Genomic DNA, 15,363 nt, shown 5'->3' with positions numbered 1-15,363 from the left:
ACCGCGCACGCGGCAGCACGCGAGGGAACCTCTGGACTAGAGTCCGCGTTGTCCGGTTCAGCAAGCCCTCCGAGGAGGAGTGAACCATGGGTACCGCGATAGCGCTGATCGTCCTGCTCGTCCTCGTCATCGGGGGCGGTATTTACTTCGTGCGCACGCAAGCGGCGAGAAGGCAACGGCAACTGGACGACGCCAAGGCGGACGCCCGCCGCTGGGTGGAGCGGCTCGGCGGCCAGGTGCTGAACCTGACCGGCACCGACATCGCCTCGCAACAGGCGATGGCCGACGCCTCCGAGCGGTACAACGCCGCGGGCTCTGAACTGGAGCAGGCGCAGACGGCCGAGCAGGCCAGGCTGGCCCGGCAGACCGCGCTGGAGGGCCTGTACTACGTGCGTGCCGCCCGGACGGCGATGGGCATGGACCCCGGACCCGAACTGCCCGAGGACCGCGAGCGCGAGCGGGCGGGCAAGGTCACCGAGCACCGGTCGGTCGAGGTGGAGGGGCACACCTACGAGGCGTCCCCGGAACCAGGGCAGCACACCCCGCACTACTACCCCGGCGGCAGGGTCGCCGGACGCCCGGTGCCGCAGGGCTGGTACAGCGAACCATGGTGGAAGCCTGCGCTGGTGGCGGGCGCCTGGGGCCTCGGCTCGATGCTCCTGTTCAGCGCGATGTTCTCCGGGATGGCAGGCATTCCGGATGCCGCGGCCTGGGAGGCGGGCTACGACGCCGGGCAGCAGGACGCCATGGAGTCCGGGGACATGGGTGATGGCGGTGCCGCGGACATGGGCGGCGACCCCGGCGGTATGGATATGGGCGGCGACATGGGCGGCATGGATCTGGGCGGGTTCTGAGCACGGCGGCTCAGGCGGGCTGGCAGCGCGGGCACCAGTACAGGTTGCGCCCGGCCAGCTCGCCGTTGGCCACCTCGGTTCCGCACACCAGGCAGGGCTGTCCCGCCCGGCGATAGACATAGACCTCCCCGCCGTGCCGGTCCTGGCGGGGCGCCCGCCCGGTGGCCTCCGGCAGATGCTCGGCGGCCACGGTGTCGATCCGTCCGGTGCGCACCCCGGCGTGCATCAGGGTCACCAGATCCGCCCAGATGTCCCGCCACAGCGTGTGGTCCAGCGACCTGCCGGGCAGCATGGGCGCGACGCCGTGCCGGAAGAGCACCTCCGCGCGGTACACGTTCCCCACCCCGGCCAGCACGGACTGGTCCATCAGCAGCACGGCGATGGCCGTACGCGAACGGGAGATCCGCAGCCAGGCCTGATCCGGTTCCGAGTCCCCGCGCAGCGGATCCGGCCCCAACCTCGCCTTGATGGCGTCGGCCTGCTGCTCGTCCAGCAGCTCGCACCGGTTCGGCCCGCGCAGATCCGTCCAATGTGTACGTCCGATCAGGCGCAACCGCACCTGCCCCACCGGATCGGCCACCGGCAACGCCGACTCGGTGAAGGTGCCGTACAGGCCGAGATGGACGTGCACCGTTCCGGCGGCACCGAAGTCGTGGAAAAGGTGCTTCCCGTAAGCCTCGGCCCGGACCAGCACCCGGCCGTCCAGAATGGACGCCTCGGCGGCGAAGCGGCCCTGCGGGCTGGACACCCCGACCGGAGCACCCGCGTACCGCCGCTGGTGCAGCCGGGCCAGCCGATGCAGGGTATGCCCCTCGGGCATCAGGTCTCTGGCAGCGCGGGCGGCGTTCCGGAGCGCTCGTAGTCGAGGATCTGCTCCACCCGCCGCCGGTGCCGCTCGTCCGGGGACGCCGGCGTCTCCAGGAACGCCTCGACGATCTCGGCGGCCTCCTCGGCGGTGTGCATCCGGGCGCCCACGCCGATCAGCTGGGCGTGGTTGTGCTCCCGGGTCAGCCGCGCGATCTCCGGACTCCAGGCGAGGCCTGCCCGCGCCCCCGGCACCTTGTTCGCGGCGATCTGCTCACCGTTGCCGGAACCACCGATCACCACCCCGAGGCTGCCCTCGTCGGCGACCACGCGGCGCGCGGTCTCGATGCAGAACGCCGGGTAGTCGTCGGTGGCGTCGAAGTGCGGCGGGCCGACGTCGGTCACCTCGTAGCCGCGCTCGGACAGCCAGGTGACCAGGTGTTTCTTCAGCTCGAAGCCCGCATGGTCGGATCCAAGGTAGACACGCACGACACGGAAGTGTGCCATCCGCCGGGCGGCCGCACGCGGCCGCCCGGCATCCTGGTGGGGTGGACCCCTATCTGAGCATCTTCGGGCAAGGCGGGCATGGGATCCGGTTGGAATGGAGCGCCGAAGGAGTCTCGGCGCTCGGCACGGAGTGCGCCGTGCTGATCGTGGTGGACGTGCTGTCCTTCTCCACGGTGGTCGATCTCACCCTGATGCGTGGCGGCCGGGTCCGGCCGATGCGCTGGGGCGACCCGCACGCGGCCGAGGACGCCGTGGCGGCAGGCGCGACCCTGCCGGAGATCACCGAAAGGATGCCGATGCGGCCCGCCGCGGCGCTGAACACACCCCCCGGTTCGTTCCTCGCCGTAGCCTCGCCGAACGGTGCGACGCTGTGCGTGGCCGCGGCGGAGGCCGGGGTGGAGGTGCTCACCGGCTGCCTGCGCAATGCCCGCGCGGTGGCCCGGCTGGCCAGGGCGGCCGCCGGGGACGAGCCGATCGGCGTCATCCCGGCCGGGGAACGCTGGCCGCTGGAGTACCCGGCCGAGCCGGGCGCGATCGGACCGTTGCGCCCGTGCGCGGAGGACCACCTCGGCGCGGGCGCGATCGTGGACGCGCTCATCTCACTCGGTGTGCCGCGCCCATCGCCGGAGGCCGCGATGGCGGCTCGGTCGTTCCGCGCCGCGGGCCCGGACGTCGGCGCGGTGGTGGCCGGGTCCTCATCCGGTAAAGAACTGATCGAGGCGGGCCATGGCCGCGATGTCGACCTGGCGATCGCGGTGAACACCTCCGACGTCGCGCCCTATCTGGCCAAGGGCGCCTTCCAGGACGTCGCGGCCAGGTGAACGGGGTGACCGCGCAGGGACGCTGGATCGAACTCGGCACGGGAGTGCTGGCCCGCAGGCACACCGAACTCGATCTCAGCACCGGCCTGGTCATCGGCACGAAGGCCTGCCTGGTGATCGACACCCGGGGGAACGCGGCGCAGGGCGCGGAACTGGCCGGGGCCATCCGCGAGCGCACCGGTCTGCCGTGGTCGGTGGTACTCACACACGCCCACTTCGACCACGCCTTCGGCACCCCGGCATTCCGGCCTTGCCCGGTATGGGCGCACCTCGGTTGCCGGGACGCACTGGCCGCCGACGCGGGCGCGGCCGGACTAGCCCCGCCGGAGGAACTGGTGTCCGAAACCGCCGAACTGGACCTGGGTGACCGGATCGTGCGGCTGATCCACCTCGGCCCGGCGCACACCGATCACGACCTGGTGGTGCACGTGCCGGACGCGGGCGTGGTCTTCGCCGGAGACCTGGTCGAGCACGAACCAGGCGGGTCATTCAGCACCGAGTCCTTCGGCACGGACACCACGATCGCAGGCTGGCCAGCCGCGCTGGACGGCATCCTCGCGCTGCGACCGCGCATCGTCGTCCCTGGCCACGGGGAGCCCGTGGACCACGAGTTCGTCGCCGCGCAGCGTGCGCCACTGGCCGAACTCGCCGGATTGTGCGCGGCCGGGCTCGCCACGGAGGAGGCCGTGGCCCGCTCGCCCTACCCCCGTGCGGTCACCCTGGCCGCGCTCGCCTCGGTCAGTCGAAGTTGAGCTCGCCGGTCCTGGTGCGCTTCAGCTCGAAGAAGTCCGGGTAGCCCGCCAGCAGCCGGGCACCGTCGAACATCTTGAGCGCGTCTTCGCCGCGCGGGATCGAGCTCAGCACCGGGCCGAAGAACGCGACCCCGTCGATGTGCAGGGTGGGCGTGCCGACATCCATACCCACCGGGTCCATACCCTCGTGGTGGCTCTTGCGCACGGCCTCGTCGTACTCGGTGGAGTCGGCGGCCTCGATCAGCTCCGCAGGCGCGCCGATCTCGGCCAGCGCCGCCTCGGTGATCGCCCTGCGGTCCTCCCACCCCTGGTTGTGCTGGCGGATGCCGAAGGCGGTGTAGTAGTCGCGCAGTACCTGCTCCCCTTTGCTCTGCGCGAGCGCGGCGGCCACCCGCACCGGGCCCCAGCCGGAGGCCAGCAGCTCCTTGTACTGCTCGGGCAGGTCCTCGCGCCCCTCGTTGAGCACGGACAGGCTCATGATCCGGAAACGCAGGTCCAGGGGGCGCTGCCGCTCGACCTCCAGGATCCACCGGGACGCGATCCAGGCGAAGGGGCATACCGGGTCGAAGTAGAAGTCGACTTTGGTGCGTTCAGCGGCTTGTTCGGTCGTGCTCATCACAGTCTCCCTGGTACCGGTGGAGTTGGCCGCGGCGCGGTCCGCCGCTACGGGCGCAAACAGTGGCATGGCGCTACTTGTTCCCTGCTTTGTCCAGTGCTCGTTGCCATGCTCGTTCGCACTGTTCCCCATCGTCATCGACCACGCCCGCATGATTGGATGCGAGAGCAACAGAAAACGACAACCAATGACACGATCGTGACCAGAGGTGCCCGTGCCCGCTCCAAACCTGACCCGCGACCAAGCCAAACAGCGTGCCGAACTCCTGCATGTGGAGTCCTACGAGGTCGAGCTCGACCTGACCGACGGTAACGGCGGTCCCGGCGCGACGACCTTCGACTCCGTCAGCACCGTCCGGTTCAGCAGCGTGCGGCCGGGCGAGGCATCCTGGGTCGACATCGTCGCCGCGAGCGTCCGTTCGGCCACCCTGAACGGCACCGAGCTGGACGTTTCCGCCTACATCGAGGACGACGGGATCGCGCTGCCCGGGCTCGCCGGCCAGAACGAGCTCGTGGTCCGCGCCGACTGCCGGTACATGAACACCGGTGAGGGCCTGCACCGGTTCGTCGATCCGGTCGACGGCGGGGTGTATCTCTACACCCAGTTCGAGACCGCCGACGCCAAGCGCATGTTCGCCTGCTTCGACCAGCCCGACCTGAAGGCGACCTACCGGCTGACCGTGGTCGCGCCGAAGGACTGGAAGGTCGTGTCCAACGCGCTGGTCGAGTCCACCGAGACCACCGAGGCGGGTGCCGTGCGCACCGTATTCGCGGTGTCCGAGCGCATATCCACCTACCTGGTCGCGTTGGTTGCCGGGCCCTACCACGAGTGGCGCGACGAGTACTCCGACGAGCACGGCACCATCCCGCTCGGCATCTACTGCCGCGAGTCGCTGGCCGAGTACATGGACGCCGAGCGGTTGTTCACCGAGACCAAGCAGGGTTTCGGCTTCTACCACCGCAACTTCGGCACGCCATACCCGTTCTCCAAGTACGACCAGCTCTTCGTGCCGGAGTTCAACGCGGGCGCCATGGAGAACGCCGGGGCGGTGACCTTCCTCGAGGACTACGTGTTCCGCAGCCGGGTGACCCGGTACGCCTACGAGCGCAGGGCGGAGACCCTGCTGCACGAGATGGCACACATGTGGTTCGGCGACCTGGTGACCATGCGCTGGTGGGACGACCTCTGGCTGAACGAGTCCTTCGCCACCTTCGCCAGCGTGCTGGCGCAGGCCGAGGCCACCGAGTACAAGCACGCCTGGACCAGTTTCGCCAACATCGAGAAGTCCTGGGCCTACCGGCAGGACCAGCTGCCTTCCACGCACCCGATCGCGGCCGACATCGTCGACCTGCAGGCGGTCGAGGTGAACTTCGACGGCATCACCTACGCCAAGGGTGCCTCGGTGCTCAAGCAGCTGGTCGCCTATGTCGGGCTGGACAACTTCCTGGCCGGGCTGCGGGTCTATTTCGAGCGGCACGCCTGGGGCAACGCCACGCTGTCCGACCTGCTGACGGCGCTGGAGGAGGCGTCGGGGCGGGACCTGTCCTGGTGGAGCGCGCAATGGCTGGAGACGACCGGGCTGAACTCCCTGCGCCCCCGCTTCACGCTGGACGAGCAGGGCCGGTTCAGCTCGTTCACGGTGCTGCAGGGCGGAGCCAAGCCCGGAGCCGGTGAGCTGCGCACGCACCGCGCCGCGATCGGCGTCTACGACGAGGGCACCGGGGCGGACGCGGGGAAGCTGGTGCGCACCCACCGCGTCGAGCTGGACGTGGACGGCGAGTCCACCGAGGTGCCCGATCTGGTCGGGGTGCACGCGGGCAAGCTGGTCCTGGTCAACGACGACGACCTGACCTACTGCACGATGCGTCTGGACGAGGGCTCGCTGGTCACGCTGATCGACCGGATCGCCGATATCGCCGAGCCACTCCCCCGCACCTTGTGCTGGTCGGCGGCCTGGGAGATGACCAGGGAAGCCGAGCTGAAGGCGCGTGACTTCGTCACCCTGGTGCTGCGCGGGATCGGCGGAGAGTCCGAGGTCGGCGTGGTGCAGCGGCTGTTGCTGCAGGCACAGACCGCGTTGAGCTCCTACGCCGACCAGGACTGGGCGGTCGGGCACGGCTGGCCCACCTTCACCGGCAAGCTGCTGGAGCTGGCGCGGGCCGCCGAACCCGGCTCGGACCACCAGCTGGCCTTCGTCAACTCGCTGACCAGTTCGGTGCTGGACGACAACCTGCTGGCGACCCTGGCGGGCTGGCTGGACGGTTCGGCATCGCTGGCGGGGCTCACCGTGGACACCGACCTGCGCTGGCGGCTGTTGCACGCACTGGTGGCACACGGCAAGGCGGGGGCGGCCGAGATCGACGCCGAGCAGCAACGAGACGACACCGCGGCCGGGCGCAGGCACGCGGAACGGTCCCGGGCGCTACGGCCGACCCCGCAGGCCAAGGCCGAGGCCTGGCGTCGCGCGGTCTACGACGACGAGCTGCCGAACGCGGTCAGCGATGCGCTGATCATGGGCTTCTCGCATCCCGGCCAGAAGGCGCTGCTGCGCGAGTACGTTGAGCAGTACTTCGCGGTGATCGACGAGGTGTGGAAGCGCCGGTCCAGCGAGCGGGCCCAGCCCACCGTGGTGGGCCTGTTCCCGTCCTGGGCGGTGGAGCAGTCCACGGTGGACGCCGCGGATGCCTGGCTGGCAGGCGAGCACGCGAGCTCGCTGCGCAGGCTGGTGTCCGAGGGCAGGGCCGGGGTCGTGCGTGCACTGGCCGCCCGCGAGTTCGACCAGTCCTGACCTCTCTGCTGTGAGTGCCCCGCCCGCCCGTCTCCCACCACCCAAACGGGCAGGGAACGGGGCACTCACAGCAGTCAGCTGGGGGCGGGGCCTGCCTGGTCTGTCAGCATGCGCAGGCCGCTGACCAGGCCACCGACCAGGTCACCTTCCTTGAAGGAGGCGACCATGCTCATCACGGCGAGCTTGGCGCCACGGTCGGGCAGGCGGTGGAAGGCCTCCTCCCCGGTGCACACCTCGACCACCCGCTCGCCAGGGGACACGGCGATCAGCACGGCGCGTGTGGCCTGCTCGCCGATGGAGGCGTGCAACTGCTCCGCACGCGCCCTGCTGTCCGCACCGAGCTCACCGATGTAGACACTGAAGTCCAACCCCGTCTCGCGGGTGGAAAGCGTCAGCGCCTCGTCCAGCCGGGCCAACTGGACCATGTTGAACGGACCGGCCGGTGCCGCGGGCTCGTACATCTTGGCGACCGAGACCCGGCCGCTCGCGGTCACCGCGGCGCCGTTGTCGATCTCGACACCTTCCGGCAGCGAGGCGTGGTCCTCCCGGACCAGTTCACCAGTTCCCACGGGCACCTCCTCGTACCGTCGACCGGGCGGGCCGCTCGGCGGGCTCGACGGGCTCACCCTCTGCGGAGACGGTGTGGACCCGCACGTCCCCGACGCCCTCCGGGTTGGCGCTCCACCACAACGGCGGGTACTCCCACGGTTGTCCCGGCCGGTACCGCGGCTTGCCCGCGAACCTCGACCGCATCGTGGCCAGGGCACACGCGCCGTAGATGGCCAGCGGGATCAGCGCGAAGACCAAGATCGTCTCGACGATGTTCACGCGCGCAGCGTATCGGATGGGGTCCCGGTCACGTCGAGTGCGCCGACTCGCGGGTAGCGACGGAAGTCGTGCGCCGTCCGGCAGCACGGGCGCTCCGTCCCCCGACTGCCACGGGAGCGATCCCACGTTGGGCCGAAAGATGTCGCGCGAAAGGTTGCAACTCAACGTACGGGCGGCGGCACCCACCGACACCGCCTTGTTCCCGGAGTGAAATCCTCGTAGTTTTTTCACCTGTACGGGCCTTGCGCCCCGCTCCCCATCCCCAACAGTGAACGCACCGGTCCCGGAAGGACACGTCATGCACATCGCCCAGACCCCCGCCCAGGCGAGCACCGAGACCATTTCGTCACAGATCGAGGCGTTGCCTCACTCGATTCAGCGTGGCACCCGGGTGACCCGGGGTACCCGTGTCACCGCAGGTACCCGAGTCACCGCAGGCACCAGGGTGACCAGGGGAACCCGAGTGACCCGCGGCACCCGTGTCACGGCGGGCACGAGGGTCACCCGCGGCACCAGGGTGACCAGGGGCACGCGGGTCACCGCGGGCACCCGGGTCACCATGGGCACCCGCGTCACGATGGGCACCCGGGTCACCATGGGCACGCGCGTCACTCGGCACCAGGGCCAGTTCGCCCTCGCCGCCTGATCCGGACAGGCCCACTCGGCACGCCCCGGCTGGCCGCCCAGGCTGCCTCCCGACTAGCTCATGCAGCCGGGGCGCCGAGATACTGTCGCCACAGCGGATCCGCCTCGGTGGAGTGCGCAAGCAGCCGCCAGTGCTGGCCATGCGGCGCACGGGGTACCGTCCGCAGCTTCCATCCGAGCTCCGACAGCAGGCGATCGGCCTTGCGATGGTTGCACCGCGCGCAGCAGGCCACGCAGTTCTGCCAGGAGTGATCACCCCCGCGACTGCGCGGAACGACATGGTCTATCGTTTCCGCACGGCCGCCACAGTACGCACACCGGAACCGGTCCCGATGCATCAGACCGGCCCGGGTAAGCGGGACCTGCGCCCGGTAGGGCACCCGCACGTAGTTGCTCAGCCTGATGACCGATGGCACCGGAACCGCGACGGTCGCCGCGTGCAGGGTGAGGCCGGCGGGGTCGCCGTGTACGACCTCCGCCTTGCCGCAGACAACCAGAACGACCGCGCGCCGCAGCGGTAGCGCGGTCAACGGCTCGAACGTGGCGTTCAGCAGCAGCACCCGGCGCCGTCCCCAGGAGGGAGGCACCGGATCGCGCGCTCGCCGCGGGCCGTGACCTCGCGAAACGCGGCCGCCGCGCGCCGGCGGCCCACTTGGCTGCGGTCCTGTCGAACTTCCCCCGACGGCAGCGCGCGCGGCTGCCTGCGGCGCGGGCCCGGCCGAAACCTGACCGGACGCGCCGCGGGGGATCGGTTGTCGGTCTGGCACTCGACCACCTCCACCGGTGCAGGCATAGTCGACCACACATCCCCCCGAAAAAGCACGCGGGTTAGCTGACGTGTCACAGAGAAGTACCGTTGTGTACGGGTCAGCCGCGCTCGATCGCGCCATGCGGCCCAGCCCCCGACGCGCCGGAGTGTCCGGCGTCACATGCGCGAGGAGTGCGTACCGAGGTGAACCAGTTGCTCAGCGACCCCCCGAAGTGTGACCCGGGTTCCTGGTGTGAACGGGTGTTCGAGGTGACCGGCAACGAGTGGCTGGCGGCCTCGGCCGACTGGCTGGTCGCCAGGCCGCTGCAGATCCTGCTGATCCTGGTGGTCGCCTTCCTGGTGCGGTATGTGGGGCGCAAGATCATCGACCGGCTCACCACCATCCCGCAGGACGACAAGGGCAAGCTGCCGGCCGCGCTGCGGCCGTTCCGGGAGCGGGCGCCGGACGTGCTCGGGCCGCTGGTGACCGAACGCCGCAGGCAGCGCGCGAAAACGGTCGGCTCGGTGCTCAAGTCGCTCACCAGCTTCATCGTCTACGGGCTCGCGTTCGTGCTGATCCTCGGCGAACTCGGCATCGACCTCGGGCCGATCATCGCCTCGGCCGGCATCGTCGGCGTTGCGCTCGGCTTCGGCGCGCAGAACCTGGTCCGGGACTTCCTGTCCGGGCTGTTCATGATGGTCGAGGACCAGTACGGCGTCGGGGACATCGTGGACGTGGGTGAGGCGATCGGCACCGTCGAGGCGGTCGGGCTGCGGATCACCACGTTGCGCGACATCAACGGGACTGTCTGGTACGTCCGTAACGGCGAGGTGCTCAGGGTCGGCAACTCCAGCCAGGGTTACGCCGTCGCGCTGGTGGACGTCCCGCTCAGCTACACCACCGATGTGACCAGGGCCACCGCGCTGCTGACCGAGGTGGCGGCCGAGGCAGCGGGGTCCGACCCGATCGCGCCCGACGTGCTGGAACCACCGGAGATGCTGGGCGTGGAGAATGTGGCCCCGGAGGCCATCACCATCCGGCTGACCGTCAAGGTCCGCCCCGGCAGGCAGTGGGCGGTACAGCGGGCGCTGCGCGCGCAGATCATGGCCGCGCTCGAGGACGCGGGATTCGAGCCACCGCTCGGCCGCTTCTTCCCCAACCCGCAGAACCCCGGCAACTAGGACCAACCCGCAGGCACACTAGACGAGATGGAGAATGTGGCAGACGTGACCCAGGCGGACCAGCAAAGCTTCTTCGACGCGGTGGGCGGCGAACCGACGTTCCGCGCGATCGTGGCCCGGTTCTACGCCGAGGTCGCCGAGGACGAGGTACTTCGCCCGCTGTACCCGGAGGAGGACCTCGGCCCGGCCGAGGAGCGGCTGCGCCTGTTCCTCATGCAGTACTGGGGCGGCCCGCACACCTACTCCGACCAGCGCGGACATCCCCGGCTGCGGATGCGGCACGCGCCGTTCAAGATCGGCCCGATCGAACGGGACGCCTGGCTGCGCGCGATGCGGATCGCGGTCGACGAGTCCGGCATCCAGGAGCCGTACCGGCAGCAGCTGTGGGAGTACCTCGAGATGGCCGCACACTCGATGATGAACAGCTGGGTGTAACGAACCCGGCGGGCACGACGACAGGTCCAATCCGAGAGTCCGAGCCCCGCCGAGCCGATCGTGTCGCGCGTTGCGAAACAGGCACTGCTGGCCACACCCGTGTCGTGAGGTGGAAGGATTGCGCGCCGTGCGCAGAGCGGCCGAAAACAGGCAGGCGACACCGAAGGATTCCCCGTGGTGGCGCGATGCCGTGTGCTACCAGATCTACGTACGCTCCTTCGCCGATTCCACCGGCGACGGGGTCGGGGACCTGGACGGGATCCGCAGCAGGCTCGGTTACCTCGAGCTGCTCGGGGTGGACGCGCTCTGGCTCACCCCGTTCTACCGCTCCCCGATGGCGGATCACGGGTACGACGTGGCCGATCCGCGGGACGTCGACCCGCTGTTCGGTGATCTGGACGCTTTCGACGCACTGCTGGAGGAGGCACACCGGCGCGACCTCAAGGTGATCGTCGACGTGGTGCCGAACCACACCAGCCGCCAGCACCCGTGGTTCGCCGAGGCGCTGGCCGCCCCACCCGGCAGCCCGCAGCGGGACCGCTACCACTTCGCCGACGGCCGCGGAGCGCACGGCGAACAGCCGCCGAACAACTGGGTGAGCGCCTTCGGCGGCCCGGCATGGACCCGGGTGCCCGACGAGTCCGGCGAGCCCGGTACCGGGCAGTGGTATCTGCACCTGTTCTCCGCCGACCAACCGGACCTGAACTGGACCAATCCCGAGGTAAGGGCGGATTTCGAGCGGACACTGCGGTTCTGGCTGGACCGCGGGGTGGACGGCTTCCGCATCGACGTGGCACACGGGATGGCCAAGCCGGCAGGCCTTCCGGACATGGACCCGCGGGCGGCAGGGTCCTTCGGCACCGGCGAGTACTTCGATCCCCGCTTTGACGACGACGGCGTGCACGACCTGCACAAGATGATCCGCAAGGTGCTGGACGAGTACCCGCACGCGATGGCCGTCGGCGAGATCTGGGCACTGGACGAGGAACGCTTCGCCCGGTACCTGCGCCCGGACGAACTACACCTCGGGTTCAACTTCCGGCTGGTGCTCACCCATTTCGACGCCGACGCGCTGCAGGCCGCCATCGAACGCTCCCTGTCCGTGGCCGCCACGGCCGGTGCGCCGCCGACCTGGACCTTGTCCAACCACGACGTGTGGCGGCAGGTCTCCCGCTACGGGGGTGGTGCGCAGGGGGTGCGCAGGGCGCGCGCGATGGCGCTGGTGGAACTGGCCCTGCCGGGGACGGTGTTCCTCTACAACGGCGAGGAACTCGGGCTGGGCAACGTCGACCTGCCCGCGCACGTGGTGACCGACCCCCGCTGGCATGCCTCCGACGGCGCGCATCCCAGCCGGGACGAGGTGCGGGTGCCGCTGCCATGGGAGGGCACCCAGCCGCCGTTCGGCTTCTCCGGCAACGCGGCCACCTGGCTGCCGATTCCTGCCGAGTGGGCCGCGCTGACCGTGGAGGCGCAGCTGGAGGACACCGACTCGACCCTGTCGCTGTACCGCCAGGCGCTCGAACTGCGGCAGCAGCATCCGGCCTTCGCCGGCACCGAGGTGGAGTGGTACGGCGCCCCGGCCGGATGCCTCGCGCTGCGCCGCAGGCCGGGCGGGCTGACCTGCGCGCTGAACACCTCGGCGGCTCCGGTGGCGTTGCCGCCCGGCGAGCTGCTGCTGTCCAGCGCCCCGCTGGTGGACGGCAAGCTGCCGCCGGACGCGGCCGCCTGGCTGGTCGCCGGTACTCAGCGCCAGCCGTAGCGCGGTTGCGTCTGCGGGTTGAACTCGTCGAACCGCACCAGCTTCGCGGGCAAGGTGCGCCAGTCGAAGAGGTTGAGCACGTCGAGCCCCTTCTGGATGTCCGAGGAGTAGACGTAGCCGTTGTAGTAGTACGCCGACCAGGAGCCGCCCAGCACCCGCTCGGTGTCGGAGAGCGGGCCACGTTCCCAGTAGGCGATCTCGACGGGGTTGGCCGAGTCGGTGAAGTCCCACACCGAGACGCCGCCCTGGTACCAGGCCTGGACCATGATGTCCCTGCCCCGGACCGGCACCAGCGAGCCGTTGTGCGCCACACAGTTCTCGGTCTCGGCCTGGTGCCGGGGCAGCTTGAAGTAGCTGCGGAACTCCAGCTTCCGCTCGGCTCCGCGGCCGGTGATGTCGTAGATCCCGTCCGCTCCCCGGTCCGGGCCGAAGGTGGCGTTGCAGGTCGGCAGCACCCCGCCGCCGAGCTCGTCGGTGAAGACCACCTTGGTGCCCGCGTTGTTGAACGTGGCCGAGTGCCAGAAGGCGAAGTTGACGTTGTCCTGGACTCGGTTGATCACCCGGGGCCGGAGCGGGTTCCGGATGTCGATCAGGAGCCCATCACCCATGCAGGCACCGGCCAGCAGCCGCTTGGCGGGGTAGGCGGTGAGGTCGTGGCAGCCGCTGGTGGCCGCACGCCGGGTTCCGTCCGGGTTGGTGCCACCCGCGTTGCCGCCGTCCGGGAACAGCACCGGCTCGGCGACCAGCCTGGCCGCCCCCGGCTCGCGCAACGGGACTTCCACGATCGAGATCCGGTCGTGCGGAGGCTGGCAGTTCGGCAGCTCGGGTGCGGGCGAGTAGGAGGAGACATAGACATACAGGGACCGGTTCCACTTTCCCGGCACCAGCGTATGCGTGTGCGAGCCGCAGTCGGTGCGCACCGAGGCGACGTACCGCGGGCGCGCCAGGTCGCTGATGTCGAAGACCTTGATGCCCTCCCAGGCCAGCGGGTTCGAGGCCGGCATCGGTTCGCTGACGCAGGAGTCGTTGCTGCGCGCGTAGTCGGTGGACAGGATCAGCAGGTTCCCGTGTACCGAGACGTCGTTCTGCCCGCCAGGGCAGAGCACCTGGCTGACCACCCGCGGCCGGTAGGGGTTGCGCACGTCGTAGACCACGAAGCCGTCGTAGTTGCCGACGATCGCGTGTCCCTTGGTGAAGGCGATATCGGTGCCGTAGGCATTCTGGGTGTCGAACGGCGGCTGCTTGGGAATGTTGGCGACCTGACGCAGGTCGCGGCTGTGCACGATCTCGTCCACACCCGGGATCCGGTCCCGCTCGGCGACGGCGGCAGGCGCCGCGAACGCGCTCGTCCCGGCGAGACAGATGACTCCGGCGATCGCGCCGAGAATCCGCGCGTGCCGGCGCGAGCGGCGAACCTTCCCCATGGCACGTTCTCCTCTCGGCCGAGGCGCTCCGATAAGCCAGTGTGCGCCCTGACCTCGCCGGTGAACAGGGACGAACGGCGGTATTTGCGGCCGGGGATTGACTTTCCGCCCGCAGAACCGGTTCGCTGACCGGATGCGAGTTCGTGCCGCCACGGCGCTGGTGGCCACGGGTGCCGTACTGCTGCTGTCGGGCTGTATGAACGAGCAGGCCGCGCAGCCCTCGGACACCCCATCGGCGCCCGTGCTGGTGCCGGGTGAGCCCGGCGCCGAACCCACGGTGCTGTCCCCGGAACGGGCGAGTGCGCACGGTCGTACCGACAGCACACAACCCCGCCCGAACCAGGCGGACGTCGACTACATGAACATGATGATCCCGCACCATCAGCAGGCGATCACCATGACCGATCTGATCGACGAGCGCGCCGAGGACGAGCGGGTGCGCACTATCGGCGGCCGGATCGCCGCCGCGCAGGACGCGGAGATCGCGTTGATGGCCGCCTGGCTGATCCGGTACGGCAAGCCGGTGCCGCCGGAAGCCGGCCGGCACGGGGATCGCGGGTTGCGCACGGGACATACGGCGCATTCCGCTCCCGGCGGGCACGAGCACGGCCCGTTGATGCCGGGGATGGCGACCCCGGAGCAGATGGACGCGCTGCGCGCGGCGAACGGCGCCGAGTTCGACCGGCTCTTTCTCGACCTGATGATCACTCACCACGAGGGCGCGCTGGTGATGGCCCAGGACGAACTGGCTGACGGGCTGGAGCTCAGGGCGCTGGAGATGGCGCAGGAGGTCATCGCCGGGCAGGCGGCCGAGATCGAGCACATGCGGAACATCCGCGCGGACTGACTCCGGGTCAGCCCTCGGCTCCCAGATCGAACCCCGGTTGCCCGGCCGCCGTGCCGTCGGCGCCGTCCTCGGCGAAGGCGGCGCTCGCTGCCCAGCCCACCAGGGCCCCGGCCTGGACGTAGGGCGCCGCCTGGCCCACCGCCCGCGCCGCCGCGCGGGCACGCCGCCACTTCACCGGATCCGCGCCCTGCTCCCCGGCAGGCGGCCGCTCGGCGGCGGCCTCCGGTGGCCGGTCCACCCGCCACGGCGTGTCCGGCGGCCGGACCTGCGCCAGCCACTCGGCGGTGGGGTCGGCACCCGCATCGGGCCGCTGGGCCCCGGGATGATCGTGTCCGGTCATCCGCCCACGATGA

The 15,363-nt window shown here is 70.3% G+C and carries 17 protein-coding genes; 9 read left to right on the top strand and 8 right to left on the bottom strand.

The features are described 5' to 3' along the window. The first annotated feature begins 86 nt into the window (after positions 1-86). Positions 87-854 carry a hypothetical protein gene (locus KOI47_RS12460; protein WP_216216131.1) on the top strand — a complete coding sequence of 256 codons (768 nt, stop codon included), beginning with the start codon at positions 87-89 and terminating at the stop codon, positions 852-854. A gap of 10 nt (positions 855-864) precedes the next feature. Here KOI47_RS12460 and KOI47_RS12455 read toward each other — a convergent pair whose 3' ends face one another. Continuing rightward, entirely contained in the window at positions 865-1,674 is an 810-nt protein-coding gene (locus tag KOI47_RS12455; RefSeq protein WP_216216130.1) for an Fpg/Nei family DNA glycosylase, read from the bottom strand. Continuing rightward, entirely contained in the window at positions 1,674-2,147 is a 474-nt protein-coding gene (locus KOI47_RS12450; RefSeq protein WP_216216129.1) for a ribose-5-phosphate isomerase, read from the bottom strand. The genes KOI47_RS12455 and KOI47_RS12450 overlap by 1 nt, the downstream gene beginning before the upstream one ends. A 59-nt stretch (positions 2,148-2,206) precedes the next feature. Here KOI47_RS12450 and KOI47_RS12445 point away from each other — a divergent pair, with 59 nt between their 5' ends. Continuing rightward, positions 2,207-2,986, top strand: coding sequence for a 2-phosphosulfolactate phosphatase (locus KOI47_RS12445; protein WP_232376703.1), 780 nt, complete (start codon positions 2,207-2,209; stop codon positions 2,984-2,986). Between the two features lie 5 nt (positions 2,987-2,991). Then, entirely contained in the window at positions 2,992-3,738 is a 747-nt protein-coding gene (locus KOI47_RS12440) for an MBL fold metallo-hydrolase (protein ID WP_216216128.1), read from the top strand. Here the strand turns inward: KOI47_RS12440 and KOI47_RS12435 are convergent. Beyond that, positions 3,725-4,354 carry a mycothiol-dependent nitroreductase Rv2466c family protein gene (locus tag KOI47_RS12435; RefSeq protein ID WP_216216127.1) on the bottom strand — a complete coding sequence of 210 codons (630 nt, stop codon included), beginning with the start codon at positions 4,352-4,354 and terminating at the stop codon, positions 3,725-3,727. The two genes, KOI47_RS12440 and KOI47_RS12435, sit on opposite strands and share 14 nt — an antisense overlap. A 214-nt stretch (positions 4,355-4,568) precedes the next feature. Here KOI47_RS12435 and pepN point away from each other — a divergent pair, with 214 nt between their 5' ends. Continuing rightward, the gene (gene pepN, locus KOI47_RS12430; protein WP_216216126.1) at positions 4,569-7,142 is read left to right on the top strand and encodes an aminopeptidase N; all 2,574 of its coding nucleotides are present in this window, start codon (positions 4,569-4,571) and stop codon (positions 7,140-7,142) included. Between the two features lie 74 nt (positions 7,143-7,216). Here the strand turns inward: pepN and KOI47_RS12425 are convergent, their stop codons facing one another. After that, on the bottom strand, positions 7,217-7,711 hold the full coding sequence (locus KOI47_RS12425; RefSeq protein WP_216216125.1) for a DUF5130 family protein: 495 nt from the start codon (positions 7,709-7,711) through the stop codon (positions 7,217-7,219). After that, entirely contained in the window at positions 7,698-7,970 is a 273-nt protein-coding gene (gene ctaJ, locus KOI47_RS12420) for an aa3-type cytochrome oxidase subunit CtaJ (protein WP_216216124.1), read from the bottom strand. Before ctaJ ends, KOI47_RS12425 begins: the two co-directional genes overlap by 14 nt. Before the next feature lie 298 nt (positions 7,971-8,268). Between ctaJ and KOI47_RS12415 the strand changes: the two genes are divergently transcribed. Further along, positions 8,269-8,616 carry a hypothetical protein gene (locus KOI47_RS12415; protein ID WP_216216123.1) on the top strand — a complete coding sequence of 116 codons (348 nt, stop codon included), beginning with the start codon at positions 8,269-8,271 and terminating at the stop codon, positions 8,614-8,616. Between the two features lie 58 nt (positions 8,617-8,674). Here the strand turns inward: KOI47_RS12415 and KOI47_RS12410 are convergent, their stop codons facing one another. Beyond that, the gene (locus KOI47_RS12410; protein ID WP_232376850.1) at positions 8,675-9,382 is read right to left on the bottom strand and encodes an HNH endonuclease; all 708 of its coding nucleotides are present in this window, start codon (positions 9,380-9,382) and stop codon (positions 8,675-8,677) included. Between the two features lie 185 nt (positions 9,383-9,567). Between KOI47_RS12410 and KOI47_RS12405 the strand changes: the two genes are divergently transcribed. The 3 genes from KOI47_RS12405 to KOI47_RS12395 all read left to right on the top strand — a co-directional run bounded on the left by KOI47_RS12405 (position 9,568) and on the right by KOI47_RS12395 (position 12,739). Then, complete coding sequence (locus KOI47_RS12405) at positions 9,568-10,545, top strand: mechanosensitive ion channel family protein (RefSeq protein ID WP_216216122.1); 978 nt, start codon at positions 9,568-9,570, stop codon at positions 10,543-10,545. 27 nt (positions 10,546-10,572) lie between these two features. Then, positions 10,573-10,980 carry a globin gene (locus tag KOI47_RS12400; protein ID WP_216216121.1) on the top strand — a complete coding sequence of 136 codons (408 nt, stop codon included), beginning with the start codon at positions 10,573-10,575 and terminating at the stop codon, positions 10,978-10,980. 127 nt (positions 10,981-11,107) lie between these two features. After that, entirely contained in the window at positions 11,108-12,739 is a 1,632-nt protein-coding gene (locus tag KOI47_RS12395) for a glycoside hydrolase family 13 protein (protein ID WP_216216120.1), read from the top strand. Here KOI47_RS12395 and KOI47_RS12390 read toward each other — a convergent pair. Further along, the gene (locus tag KOI47_RS12390; RefSeq protein WP_216216119.1) at positions 12,724-14,163 is read right to left on the bottom strand and encodes an LVIVD repeat-containing protein; all 1,440 of its coding nucleotides are present in this window, start codon (positions 14,161-14,163) and stop codon (positions 12,724-12,726) included. The two genes, KOI47_RS12395 and KOI47_RS12390, sit on opposite strands and share 16 nt — an antisense overlap. A gap of 133 nt (positions 14,164-14,296) precedes the next feature. Between KOI47_RS12390 and KOI47_RS12385 the strand changes: the two genes are divergently transcribed. Beyond that, positions 14,297-15,010 (top strand): DUF305 domain-containing protein, encoded by a 714-nt coding sequence (locus tag KOI47_RS12385; RefSeq protein WP_216216118.1) that lies wholly within the window; start codon positions 14,297-14,299, stop codon positions 15,008-15,010. A 7-nt stretch (positions 15,011-15,017) separates the two neighbouring features. On the opposite strand, the gene KOI47_RS12380 is transcribed toward KOI47_RS12385, so the two are convergent. Continuing rightward, positions 15,018-15,350 carry a hypothetical protein gene (locus KOI47_RS12380; protein WP_216216117.1) on the bottom strand — a complete coding sequence of 111 codons (333 nt, stop codon included), beginning with the start codon at positions 15,348-15,350 and terminating at the stop codon, positions 15,018-15,020. Positions 15,351-15,363: the final 13 nt, after the last annotated feature.

This window comes from Amycolatopsis aidingensis (genome assembly GCF_018885265.1).
GTDB lineage: Bacteria > Actinomycetota > Actinomycetes > Mycobacteriales > Pseudonocardiaceae > Amycolatopsis > Amycolatopsis aidingensis.
The sequence above is the reverse complement of the archived record's forward strand: the minus strand, read 5'-3'. Positions and strand labels throughout refer to the sequence as shown.